General features: G+C 57.3%; 8 protein-coding genes. All 8 read left to right on the top strand.

Annotated features, from left to right (window positions below; genetic code table 11):
- Window positions 1-3 precede the first annotated feature (3 nt).
- From icmH to CAF73_RS06780, 8 genes are read left to right on the top strand one after another with little or no spacing between them, the layout of a single operon-like run.
- Window positions 4-879 carry a type IVB secretion system protein IcmH/DotU gene (icmH, locus tag CAF73_RS06745; protein ID WP_085696801.1) on the top strand — a complete coding sequence of 292 codons (876 nt, stop codon included), beginning with the start codon at window positions 4-6 and terminating at the stop codon, window positions 877-879.
- A gap of 13 nt (window positions 880-892) precedes the next feature.
- A complete protein-coding gene (gene tssM, locus CAF73_RS06750; RefSeq protein ID WP_085702309.1) occupies window positions 893-4,432 on the top strand; it encodes a type VI secretion system membrane subunit TssM in 3,540 nt (1,179 codons plus the stop codon).
- On the top strand, window positions 4,432-5,160 hold the full coding sequence (locus CAF73_RS06755) for a PP2C family serine/threonine-protein phosphatase (RefSeq protein WP_085696803.1): 729 nt from the start codon (window positions 4,432-4,434) through the stop codon (window positions 5,158-5,160). Before tssM ends, CAF73_RS06755 begins: the two co-directional genes overlap by 1 nt.
- A complete protein-coding gene (locus CAF73_RS06760; protein ID WP_085702310.1) occupies window positions 5,157-6,158 on the top strand; it encodes a serine/threonine-protein kinase in 1,002 nt (333 codons plus the stop codon). The genes CAF73_RS06755 and CAF73_RS06760 overlap by 4 nt, the downstream gene beginning before the upstream one ends.
- Before the next feature lie 28 nt (window positions 6,159-6,186).
- Window positions 6,187-8,223 (top strand): type VI secretion system tip protein VgrG, encoded by a 2,037-nt coding sequence (locus CAF73_RS06765; protein WP_085702311.1) that lies wholly within the window; start codon window positions 6,187-6,189, stop codon window positions 8,221-8,223.
- 5 nt (window positions 8,224-8,228) lie between these two features.
- Window positions 8,229-9,248 carry a tetratricopeptide repeat protein gene (locus tag CAF73_RS06770; protein ID WP_085702312.1) on the top strand — a complete coding sequence of 340 codons (1,020 nt, stop codon included), beginning with the start codon at window positions 8,229-8,231 and terminating at the stop codon, window positions 9,246-9,248.
- Between the two features lie 18 nt (window positions 9,249-9,266).
- Complete coding sequence (locus CAF73_RS06775) at window positions 9,267-12,404, top strand: EF-hand domain-containing protein (protein WP_176247710.1); 3,138 nt, start codon at window positions 9,267-9,269, stop codon at window positions 12,402-12,404.
- Window positions 12,394-13,302, top strand: coding sequence for a type IV pilus biogenesis/stability protein PilW (locus CAF73_RS06780; RefSeq protein WP_085702388.1), 909 nt, complete (start codon window positions 12,394-12,396; stop codon window positions 13,300-13,302). Before CAF73_RS06775 ends, CAF73_RS06780 begins: the two co-directional genes overlap by 11 nt.
- Window positions 13,303-13,318 lie beyond the last annotated feature (16 nt).

Consider the following 13,318-nt stretch of genomic DNA (forward strand, 5'->3'; position numbering starts at 1 on the left):
GACATGATCAAGGACATGGAACACAACCAGGACGACAAAACCGTCCTGCTCGACCGTCAGGGCCATGGCCCGGCGGCGAGTCCGCTGACCGACTTCGCTGCGCCACCGCGCTTTGAACAACTGGAAGAACGGATGATCTACGCCGCGCGCCTGCGCCCGGCGGAAGCCTTCAATATCAGCCTCAATTCGCTGGTGGCCGCCTCTTCCGAATTGCTGTCGGAAGTGGTGCGCCTCAAACACAGCGACACCCGCGAAGACCTCTACGCGCTCAACGAGCGCCTGACCGCCGGGCTCAAGCTGTTTGAAGTGCGTGCCCTGCACAACGGCGCCGAAAGCAGCCAGGTGATGGCCGCCCGTTACGTGCTCTGCACCGTGGTCGACGAAGCCGTCGTGACCACGCCGTGGGGCAACGAAAGCGAGTGGTCGCAGATGAGCCTGCTCAGTAGTTTCCACAACGAAACCTTCGGTGGTGAGAAGTTCTTCCAGCTGCTCGATCGGCTGTCGAAAAACCCGGTCAAGCACCTGCCGATGCTGGAGCTGATGTACCTGTGCCTGTCCCTCGGTTTCGAGGGCAAGTACCGCGTGCAGGCACGCGGCATGCTGGAACTCGAAGGCATCCGCGACGCCCTGTACCGGCAGATCCGCCAGTTGCGTGGCGATGTGCCGCGTGAATTGTCGCCGCAGTGGGAAGGCCTCAACGATCAGCGTCGCAACCTGGTGCGCATCGTGCCGGCGTGGATGGTGGTGCTGTTCACCTTCGTCTGTCTGGTGATGATGTATTCGGGCTTCGCCTGGGTCTTGGGCGAGCAGCGCGACACCGTTCTGCAACCTTATCAGCCGCTTGATCCGGCCGCGGCCCAGCCGCAGTCGCAGCCGTAAACAGGGACGTGTGATGAAAAAGTTTTTCAAGAAAGTCGGCGCCTTCCTGCGCCAGACCTGGGTCTGGACTCTGCTGCTGGTGCTGTTCGTGGCACTGCTGGTGTGGTTCGTCGGCCCGTTGTTGGCAGTGGATGATTACAAGTTCTGGGAGAGTTCCACCTCGCGCTTGCTGACCATCGCCGTGCTGTTCCTGATCTGGGGCCTGACCATGGTCTTCGTCAGCTGGCGCGCCGGCATCCGCAAGAAAGCCGTCGAAGAAACCGAAGACGGCCAGGACCGTATCCGCCGTGACGAACTGATCGAAGAAGAGCAGAAGGAGTTGAAGGAGCGTTTCAAGGACGCCCTGAAAACCCTCAAGACTTCGAGCCTGTATCGCGGCCGCAGCGAGCGCTGGCGCAGTGACTTGCCGTGGTACTTGCTGATCGGCCCGCAGGCCAGCGGCAAGACCAGCCTGCTGGACTTCTCCGGGCTGGAATTCCCGATCAACAAGATCGACCGCAAGCTGACCCGCGACACCCACGGCACCCGTCATTGCGACTGGTACTTCGCCGATCACGGCGTGCTGATCGACACCGCCGGCCGCTACCTGACCCAACCGGATTCGGAAGTCGACGGCAGCGCCTGGACCACTCTGCTGGAGCTGCTGCGCAAGCGTCGTCGCGGTCGTCCGCTGAACGGCGTGCTGGTGACCATTCCGGTGGAAACCCTGACCAGTGGCAGCGAGCAGGACATCGACACTCTGGCTCGCCAGGTGCGCGCGCGTCTGCAAGACGTCTATCAGAAGCTGCACGTCGACGTGCCGGTGTATCTGGTGCTGAGCAAGGCTGACAAGCTGCTGGGCTTCGACGAGTTCTTCGACCAACTGACCCGCGAAGAAAGCGATCAGGTGCTGGGGACCAGTTTCCGCAAGGATCAGGTCGGCACCGACGTGGCCGTGTTGCGCAACGAGTTCGAAGAGCTGCTGCGTCGCCTCAACAGCCAGGTGATCATGCGCATGCACTCCGAGCGCGACACCCAGCGCCGTGGCCGCATCCTCGATTTCCCGCACCAGATGGGCCAGATCGGCGAGCGCCTGTGCCTGTTCGTCGACATGGCCTTCACCGGCAACCGCTACCAGCGTGCGACGCTGCTGCGTGGTTTCTACCTGACCAGTGCTCCGCATCTGACTAAGGAAATGGATTCGACCACTGCCGGTATCGGCGCGAGTCTGGGCATGAGGGCCGGCGTGCTGCCGACATTGCGCAGCGGTCGTTCGCGTTTCATCCACCATTTGCTCAGCCGCGTGATTTTCCCCGAGTCCGACCTCGCCGGTCTGGACAAGCGCGAGCGCAGCCGCATCCATTGGGGCCAGCGTGCGTTGTACGTCGGTGCATTGGGCGCGCTGGTGCTGTTCGGCATGCTCTGGGCCGGTGGTTTCTCGGCCAACTGGGAGCGTCTGGAAAACCTGCGCAATCTGGCGCAGAACTGGACCCAGCAACGCACGGCACTGTCGCCGCGCGATGACGCCATGGGCACGCTGAAAACCCTCGACACCAGCTACGCCGCGACCCAGGTGTTCCCGAAGAAAGGCGACGCTGCGTACCACGAGCGGATGGGGCTGTATCAGGGCCAGGACGTCAATCCGGTGGTCAAGGAGGCTTACGAGCACGAGCTCGAAAAGCAACTGCTGCCGCGCGTTGCAACGATGCTTGAAGGCCAGATCCGCGCCAACATGAAGGACCGCGAAAAGCTGATCAACAGCCTGCGCGCGTACCTGATGTTGAACATGAAGGATCGTCGCGACGCGGCATGGCTCAAGGACTGGATCGCGGCGGACTGGTCGCAGCGTTACACCGGCAACACCGCAGTGCAGAACGGTCTGAACACGCACCTCGAGCGTCTGTTGCAGCAGCCGTTTATCTATCCGCTCAACGAGCAACTGGTGACCCAGGCGCGTCAGATCCTGCGCAGCGAGTCGCTGGCGACCGTGGTTTACCGCATGCTCCGCGAGCAGGCGCGCAACCTGCCGGATTACCGTTTCAGCCAGCACCTCGGGCCGCAGGGCTCGCTGTTCATCGGCACCGAATACGTGATTCCGGGCTTCTACACCCAGACCGGCTATCAGCAGTATTTCTCGGTGCAGGGCGCATCGCTGGTCACCGACATCCTGCGTGACAACTGGGTGCTGGGCGAAGGCGCGGGCATCAGCGACATGGACTTGCGTCGCCTGATGGTCGAGCTGGAACAACTGTACTTCCGCGACTACGCCAACTATTGGAGCGAAGCGGTTGGCCAGGTGGCACTGCCGCCGATCAGCGATGCCGGTGAAGGCGCCGAGCAACTGGCGGGCCTGACTTCGGCCAACTCGCCGGTGCTGGCGCTGCTGACCGAAGTGCGTGAGAACACTCGTTTCCCGGCGGCCCCTGAGCCGGTGGATGAAGCCGGTGACGCCGCCGATGCACTGGCAGGCCAGAAGGGCAAACTGGGCAAGGTCGGCAAGCTCGCTTCCGTTGTCGCCGACAAGGCTTCGGCCATGAACGTGGCGAAGAATCTGCCGGACACTGCCAAGAAGTCGCTGCAACGTCGCTTCGAGCCGCTGCATAAACTGCTCGACGACAACAACGGCCCGGCCGCTGACCTGACCCCGGCCTTCACCGCGCTCAACGACCTGCAACTGCAACTGGCGGGCCTGGCCCGTTCCAGCACGCCGGAGCAGGCCGCGTTCGAACTGGCCAAGACCCGCATGAGCGGCCAGCGTGATGCGCTGACCAACCTGCGCAATGCGTCCGGCCGTCTGCCGCGTCCGCTGAGCGTGTGGTTCAACGTGCTGGCCGAAGACTCGTGGCGTCTGGTGCTCAACGATGCCTACCAATACCTGAACGGCCGCTATCAGAACGAGCTGTACAGCGTGTATGGCAAAACCATCAGCAAGCGCTATCCGTTCAGCGCCTCCAGCACCAGCGATGTGGCGATCAGCGATTTCCGCGAGTTCTTCCGGGCGCAAGGCACCATCGACCGCTTCTTCGACAACTACATGCGTCCGTTCGTCAGCGGTGATCCGGGCAACTACCGGATGCGCAGCATCGATGGTCGCAGCCTGCCGGTGTCCAAGGTCTTCCTCGACCAGATGGCGGCTGCACTGAACATTCGCCAGAGCTTCTTCTCGATCAACCCGGCCGAACCGACTGTGCAGTTCAAGCTTGAGCCGTACACCCTCGATCCGGCGGTCAGCCGTTCGGAGTTCAAATTTGGCGACAAGACCATGGAATACCGCCACGGTCCGATTCTGCCCATGAGCTTCAAGTGGCCGACCGATGCTGAAGACGGTCGCACCAGCCTGGTCATGGACAAGATGGCAGGGCGCCCGATCGGCATCGAGAAGAACTCCGGCCCGTGGTCGCTGTTCCGTCTGTTCGACCTGATGCAGACCGAGTACCTGACCGGTCGCGACGTGCTGGTGTTGAAAGCCGACGTAGGTGGCCTGCGCGCCAACTACCTGCTGACCAGCCAGCGCACGCCGAATCCGTTCGACATGGGCGTGATGCGTACCTTCCGTATGCCGGTGCAGCTCTGATGCTGGTGGCCAGTCCCTGGCGCAGCGCGGCGCGAACCGACCCGGGCAAGGTGCGGTCGCGCAACGAAGATGCCTTCCTCGACACCCCGCAGCATGGGCTGTGGGTGGTCGCGGACGGCATGGGCGGTCATCAGGGTGGCGATATCGCCAGCCAGTTGATCGTCGCCAGCCTGGCTGAACTGCCGCAGCACGAGGACTTCGACGAACGCCTCAAAGCCATCCGCCAGTGCCTGCACTGGCTGAACCGACGCCTGGGGCAAGAGTTGACTGTCACCGCCGGGCGTCACGACAGCATCATGGGCAGCACCGTTGTGGCGCTGTTGGTGGAAGGTAATCGCGCGGCTTGCATCTGGGCCGGTGACAGCCGCTGCTACCTGTGGCGCGGGCAGCGCTTGTATCAGCTGTCGAAGGATCATTCGCTGCAGCAGCAGCTGATCGACGAGCAACAGATGAGCGTCGAGCAGGCGGCGGCGCACCCGGCCGCCCAAGCCCTGACCCGGGCCGTGGGCGCGGCGGAACAGTTGACCCTGGATGTGCTGGAACTCGAGGTGTATCCGGGCGATGTGTTCCTGCTGTGCAGTGATGGTTTGTATCAAGGCCTGAGCAGTGATGCCCTCGGCAACGCTCTCAGTCTGGCGGCGCCGCATGTGGCGCTGGAACGTCTGTTCGACGGCGCCCTGCGTGGCGCCGCTCGCGACAACCTGACGGCCGTGGTGATCCGCCAATGACTGAAATCGAATCTTCAGTCGACGACTTGCTGATGAGCGAAGAGCAGGCCAATAACCTGACCTATTTCGCTTTCGCGAAGCAGCACAACGCCGAACCCGCGCTGGCGCCGACCAAGGCCAGCGTCGGCGAACTGCCGGACGTTCTGGCAGGCCGCTATCACCTCGAGCGCCTGCTCGGGGCCGGCGGCATGGGTGCGGTTTACCGGGCCCGGGATCTGCTGCACGAACAGTTCGGCGATCCCGATCCTTACATTGCGCTGAAAATCCTCAGCGAAGAATTTGCCGAGTCGCCGGACGCCAGTGCCTTGCTCTACAGCGAGTTCGCCCTGACCCGACGCCTGCGTCACGACAACGTGCTGCGACCGCACACGTTCGAAGTGGACACCGATTGCCAGCGGGCCTTCATCACCATGGAGCTCATGCGTGGCCTGACCCTGGACAAACTGCTCTGCGAGCGGCCACTGGGCCTGCCGTGGAAAGAACTGCGCGACATCGCGCTGCCGTTGCTCGACGCGCTGGCCTACGCCCACCGTCGCGGCGTGCTGCACGGTGACATGAAACCGAGCAACGTCATGCTCAGCGAAGACGGCGTGCGCCTGTTCGACTTCGGTCTCGGGCAGGCCGAGGAGGGCATCCTGCCCGGCCTGCCGCACCTGAGCCGCGAGCGCTTCAACGCCTGGACCCCGGGCTACGCCGCCCCCGAACTGCTTGAGGGCCGACCGCTGTCGGCCAGCGCGGACGTGTACGGCGTGGCCTGCGTGATCTATGAACTGGCGGGCGGCAAACACCCGTTCCGCCGCTTGCCCTCGACCCAGGCCCGTGACGAACACCTGGATCGCGAACTGCAAGCCCCGGCAAATCTGCCGACCCACTGTTGGCCGGCGCTGCGCACCGCGCTGGCCTTTGACGCGGCAGAGCGCAACATTTCTGCCGACCAATTGCGTGACGCCTTGGGCGCCACTTCGTCCTGGTTGCAGCGTTTGCGGCTGAGGGCGTAACGGATGACATTCGAACAGGGAGCACACTATGTTCAACCCAGCTAACGAAACGCACTTCAGCCTCACGGTCGAAGACTACGTAGGCGACCTGCAAGTCCTGTCGTTCACCGGCACCGAGGGCATCAGCCAGCCGTTTCGCTTCGACCTCGAACTGGTCAGCGAAAACCCGGATCTGGACCTGGAAAAACTCCTGCACAAACAGGCGTTCCTGGCGCTCGACCCGCAAGGCTCGGGCATTCACGGCCAGATCTACCGCGTTGCCCAGGGCGATGCCGGCAAGCGCCTGACCCGCTACAAGGTTTCGCTGGTGCCGCAGCTGCAATACCTGCATCACCGCACCAACCAGCGTATCTACCAGCAGATGTCGGCGCCGAAAATCATCGCGCTGATCCTCGACGAGCACGGCATCAAGGGCAACGCCTACAGCTTCCAGCTCAGCCAGCCGTGCCCGGATCGCGATTACTGCGTGCAGTACGACGAAACCGACCTGCACTTCGTCCAGCGTCTGTGCGAAGAAGAAGGCATTCACTACCACTTCCAGCACAGCAAGAAAGGCCACCTGCTGGTGTTCGGCGATGACCAGACCGTGTTCCCCAACCTCGGCCAGCCGACCGCGTATGTGCAGGGTAGCGGCATGGTCGCCGAAGAACCGGTGATCAAAGGCTTCAAGCTGCGCCTGGAAACCCGCACCAGCCGCACCACCCGCCGCGACTACGACTTCGAAAAGCCGCGTCTGCAAATGGAAGCGGCCTACAAGCCGGACGGCGAGAGCACTGAACCGGATCTGGAAGACTACGACTACCCCGGCCGCTTCATCGACCGTGCGCGAGGCAAGTTCCTCAGCCAGCGCGCCCTCGAACGCCACCGCGCCGACTACCGTCAGGCCGAAGGCCGCAGCGACCAGACCAAACTGGTCAGCGGCCACTTCATGGAAATGTCCGACCACCCGCGCAGCGAGTGGAACGACCTGTGGCTGCTCACCGAAATATTCCACGAAGGCAAACAGCCGCAAGTCCTCGAAGAATCGGTAACCAGCGACACCACCGACAACAAGGACGACTTCCACCAGGGCTACCGCAACCGCTTCCTCGCCACCCCGTGGGACGTGTTCTACCGCCCGGCGCTGGAACACCCGAAACCCCGCGTCCTCGGCAGCCAGACCGCCATGGTCACCGGCCCCAAAGGCGAAGAAATCCACTGCGACCAGTACGGCCGCATCAAGGTGCAATTCCACTGGGACCGCGAAGGCCTGGCCGACGACAAGACCAGCTGCTGGCTGCGGGTCTCCAGCTCCTGGGCCGGCGACCGCTACGGCGCCATCTCCATCCCGCGCATCGGCATGGAAGTCCTCGTCACCTTCCTCGAAGGCGACCCCGACCAGCCACTGGTCACCGGCTGCCTGTACCACAAGGAAAACCCGGTGCCCTACGCCTTGCCGGCGAACAAGACCCGCAGCGTCTTCAAAACCCTCAGCTCCCCGGGCGGCGGTGGCTACAACGAACTGCGCATCGAAGACAAAAAAGGCGCCGAACAAATCTTCATCCACGCCCAGCGCGACTGGGACGAAAACGTCGAACACGACCAGAAGATCCGCGTCGGCAACGAACGCCACGACACCGTGGTGAAGAACACCTACACCGAACTCAAGGCCGAAGAACACCGCACCACCATCAGCGACCGCAAGATCGAAGCACGGCTGGACGACCACCTGACTATTGGTGAAAGCCAGCATGTGAAGCTCGGGACGGCGCAACTGACCAGCGTCGGGAAAGAGATACACATCAAGGCGGGAGACAAGATCGTCATCGAGGCCGGTTCCGAACTGACGATTCTCGGCGGCGGCAGTTTCATCAAGCTCGATGGCGGTGGTGTGACGGTGGTTGGGCCGGTTGTGAAGATCAATGCCGGCGGCTCGCCGGGTGCGGGCACTGGCATCGGGATCAAACCGCCGGTGCTGCCGGGGGCGGCGGATAAGGATAAGGCGGGGAGTTTGATGGATCAGGCGTTGTTGAATGCGCCGCCTGAGAAGGTTAAGCCGAAGGCTTTTTTTGTGTTTTCTGAGTGATCGACATGAATGGTTTTTTGAAGAAAAGGCACGGTTTCGCGGTAGCGGCTTTCACCGCCTCGCTGCTGAGCCTGTTTCATGGCAGCGCTTATGCTGATGATTGTCCGTCTGAGGACTTTTCCCAATTCCTGACGGCGTTCTCTGCGAATGCTGAAACTCAGCAGCGGTTGACTGCGATGACGGTGAAGTCGCTTGTTTTGAAGCCAGTGGGAGAACACGGAGTTTTTGAGCCACAAACGACGGGAGTCAAGAGCTCCAGTTTGCCATTTCCGCTCATGTCGCCTGTGGGCACAGACAAGACTGAACGCGTGGTGGTCGAAGCGATCGACGATAGCCATTTCAACGTAGTGGACAAGCGAGCAGGTAACAGCCACATCAAGATCTTCAACTTTTCTCGCCAAGCGTGTTGGGTGCTTGAGGGTGTTGAAGATTGGTCGATCAGAGAGAAAGATCTCGTAGAGGCGAGCAATGCCCACATGAGCGAGGCAGAGAACTTTTGCTTCCAGCGTGCAGAAGCCTTCAGAGGCCTGGGGGGGTTAGAGCAGTACCGACTCACAGGTGAGTTATTTGAAGCTTCTTTGGAAAACTACCTATGCGCAGCAGCTTCCGGTGATCCTCAGGCTAGTTTGAATGCTGCAAGTTTGAGCCTTTCTGGCATGGCTCCGCAGCTAGAAACTAATAAGGTTGAACAGCTATTCAAGGCAGCAGCGACCACTTTGCCTGAGGGTGCGATGAGCCTTTCGTTGTTTTATTGCGATGGAAACAATGTTTCCTCTAATGCTCCATGCCAGCATCCAGCAGAGGCTGAAGAAGCGTTGACGCAGGCGGCCCGTATGGGAGATGCCTTTGCAACAAATGCACTCGGTCGAGCTTTTGAAACTGGAGAATTGGTTACTAAGGACATGTCCAGGGCGATTGCCTGCTACCAACTCGCTGCCCAAAAAGGCAGCAAAGGGTCTATCGCACATTTGGAACGTCTGAATAAGCAGCCTGCTGGAATTGCTAAAGCCAGCTATTGCTATTGATTATTGCAGGAAGCAGAAATGACAGAGCCACTGGATTTATCTGGAAATTACACCAGCGCGAATTATAGCTATAAGGAGGGCGGGGATGGTTACGCTGTAGAGAATGGTAAAAAAATTGTCGACTGTTCTCATATGGTTAACTTGTTGCTGACGGGGGCGGGCTACGAAGTTCCTTATCAGAATACCGCCGGGCTTAATAGCCAGGAAGCGCTCAAATATTACGATGTGATAAGCCCGGCTAATGTGAAGCGGGGAGATATCGTACTCTGGATTAATGCCACGTCAAATCATCAAAACAAGACGTTAAACCATACAGGTATTGTAGAAAGTTATGACAGTACGCTGGATTCTGAGTTTGGAGAATTCTTCGGAGCACAAAGTTCTGGACCAGCCACTGCCAAATTCGGTGCCGTTGGGAAGGCTTGGTACTGGCCAGTCCCTACAAAATTTTTAAGGGTTAAGGAGTCGACTCGGACGGGGGGGGGCGCTCCCGCTCCCGCACCGGCAGCTGCGGGGGCTGCACCATTGATGAGTTTTCAATATCCATTTAGAAAACCAGATGGTAAGCAGTTCACTGGAGCAGATGAAGTATACAAAGCCCTAGAGGCTGAAACTGCTGGCCACTACCTGCTGGGCAGCAACAAGTTTTGGCACGGCGGCATTCACATCAGCAATGCCAGCGCTCCTCAATGCATTTTGAACGAACCAATTCGGTGTATGGCCGACGGTGAAGTTGTGGCCTACCGACTTAACGAAGATTATTTGGAGTCCACATTCGGCGAAAATGAGAAAAAACTTAAGTATTCCAACTCGTTTTGTTTGGTGCGACATGAGTACAAATCTGCACCAAACCCAGAAGAAGGACCGAATAAAGGCAAGCAAAACAAGCTTAATTTCTACAGCTTGTACATGCACCTTCTGCCCTTCAAGCGTTATCCGCTGACTGAGGAAGAAACTCCAAAGCCTAAAGTGACCATGAAAGTAAGTGACTTCAACGCTTACGACGATTTCCCTGAATCCAGCAGCATACAGAACGTCGGAAAGCTCGTTGCGGGGACCAAACTTGAGATATTGGATCAAAAGGACTTAGGCAACGTTACCTATGCGAAAGGGAAAATCCTGTCAGGTAGCGTTAAAAAAAGTGGCCACAAAGTTCGCGAAGCTGGCAAAGAGGTCTGGTTCGCGTACTTGAAAGATGGAGAGCCCTACAAAAACTCCAAACCCGCACGTATATGGCTGGCAGACCCGATCCCGGAGCGTTTAAAGCCCAAATATTGGCAAGGCAAGGTGAAGGGAACCGCATTGAAGAGATTGGAACTTTATCAAGATCCGGTCTCGCCCCAAAATGGACAGGCCGCCGGTGCCAAGATGGGCTCGCTGCAACTTACCCCTCATAGTACGGTGGAGTTTGAAAGCAAAGAGGTTCTGAATCTCAATGTTTCCGGGACAATTCGCCGAATGGCGAAGTGTACCAGCAGTGGTAGTTTGGCAGGGGCGGGAAGCCTTCCTCCCAGCTTTTGGGCGATTGTGGAAAACGACCACGTTGCCTGGGATGTAATCCCGAGTAGCTTCAATTCTGTAGAATCTGCCAGTACCGGTATCAAGGCGGGAGATCCGATTGGCTATCTGGGATTGACTGAAAATCTGACCGGCGAAGATGGCGGTGTAGCGAGTAAGTATCAAGTACACGTCGAGATATTTACTGCCGAAGCCGACATAAAAGACTTCCTCAAGAATACGGCTGGGCTGAAGATCGGCAAGCAATATCTGTATTTGCCGGCCGGAGGTGAGTTGAAGAAAAAAGCACCTGCGACGGATAGTACGGTGCTGAAAACGGAACATGCGGTTGATTTGAACAAGGCCCCGGTCATTAAAGTGGGTACCGACGATTACTACGATGTGACCGTCACTGACAATGCTCAGGCGGTCAACGGCCTGGTCAAGAAAGCCGGTGCACAAATCATCACTCAGCATGATTGGGAAAAGCTGGGGTTTCAGATCGTCGAAGAAACCAATGCGACAGCGGACGGATTTCTCGATCCGAAAGACATGCCTGCGTTCTTTCAGGATCTGTTTGCGAAGATCGATAAAGACAAGAGCGGGGACGTCGATCCGACCGAGTTGGCCGAGGCTTTGAAAAACCCAGACACGCGCTCGCAATGGTCCAGGCTGGTGGCCCATCATCCGACCGAGTGGAAAGCGAAAGCAGATGCTCCCAAATGGAGCCGGCTCGATACAGAGCTTGAGCATGCTCCGAAGACACTGAAGCATGAAAAAGAAAGGATCAGCAGCTATGTATTTTGGGATGATCTGAAAGAAAAGGCTGCCATCAGTACCGATTTGATATGGCATTTTCATTCGATTGCATTTGTAGCGAACGCGCTGTCAGCTGCTTGTATCCCACTCAGCAAGGCGAAAGAAATTGCCCTATTGGTTTCCTCCGGATACGAAGGAAAGAGCAAGCTGGATTATGAGGCACTGGCGGGTAACTTCGACGGTCAAGGAATGTCTTTCGGTGTTATTCAGTGGAACTTTGGGCAGGGTACTTTGGGGCCGGTTTTGTTGGAGATGCGGGGAGCGGATCAAGCTACTTTTGATGGATGCTTTGGCGCCAACATGAATTTCCAGGCATTGATAACTTCGCTGAACTCTGCGGATACGACTGCCCAAATGAGTTGGGCGTCGGGAGTGATCGCCAACAACAACGCGGGGTGGAAGTCGGCCTTTAAAAAAATTGGCGAAGTCGAGGCGTTTCAGAAGATTCAGCTGAATCATGCGGCGAAATACAATGACAATGTGACGTCTTGCATCAAATTGATGCGCGAATTGGCACCGAATTTGATGGTGAAGATTCAGCTACGGACGTACTGTGCGCTATACGATTTGTGTGTTCAGCAGAACAACCTTTCGAAGGCGGAACAGCTTATTAGAACTGAGTTCCCAAGCGCCAATATTACAACTCAGAAAGAACTACTGATTTTTGTATGTAAAAAACGAGCAGAAAAAGCGGCGACGGCCTACAGGGCTGATGCATTCAGTCGTCGGATGGGGATCATTCAAGGACAAAAATATACCGCTACAATGAGTGGCAATACGGCCACGCGAGAAAACGGTAATTACGGAATAATCGTTGAGGGTGATATTTGTGAGCTTTAAATTCCGCTGGTTTATTACTTTGATTTTGTTTTCTTCACCGGCGTGGAGCGAAAGCAAAAAATTAGTATGCGATCCTGATACCAATATTTGTTCTGTGGCTATATCGGAGAACTTCTGTGGTTCTGATGGCGTTCCGAAGGCGAAATTTGATATCAGGAGCCAAAGTTATATATTGAGTTGCGAATGTGACTGTAGCTCTCAGGAAAACAGCTTCTGGATACTTAGTTCTAACGGAAAGGTGCAAACACTTGATGCGAGCAAGATCGTAAGTAGTGTAGATATTGGTAAAAACAGGTCCGGAGTACCTGATATTTTTGGTGTGGTTCCTTATTGTCAATCAATCAATACAAATGATGATGGCCTTATATATCTGCAGAAAGGTCCTGGCTCTGCGGGGCAGCCGCAACCATATTGCTATTCGGTACTTGAGCATGACGAAACGCAGAAATGTGAAAGTTCTGATTGCTTGAGTAAGTTACAATTGGTTTCCGGCGTGGAAAAAAAAATAAAAGAAGAGCTGTTGATTGAGTTCAAAAATGCTACATCGCGCCTTTATAAGGATGAGTCCAGGTTTGCTGATTTTCCGAAGCGTAGTTTTATTGAACGCTACATTGGTGAGTATGGTTATTCTTCTGCCAGCCAGCAAGTGTTCAATGACGTAGCATTTTTTTGGCAGCAGGCAGGCTTCAACAACGACGCAATTTGGCTCTTGAAAAAAGTTATTTCAGAAAGTCCTAGGCGGACAGTCGCCTATCTTAATCTGGCAGATGCCTATTGGGCGGAAGGTGATCAAGCATCCGCAGAAAAAAACTACAAGGTGTACATCGAACTCATGAACGAAGATGGCAAGCAAGCCAAGGTTCCTGATCGGGCGAGGCAGCGCGCTACGGCGCAGTAATAGAAGAAGTTGCAGA

The sequence above is a fragment of the Pseudomonas sp. B15(2017) genome, from assembly GCF_002113215.1.
In the GTDB taxonomy this organism is placed as follows: domain Bacteria; phylum Pseudomonadota; class Gammaproteobacteria; order Pseudomonadales; family Pseudomonadaceae; genus Aquipseudomonas.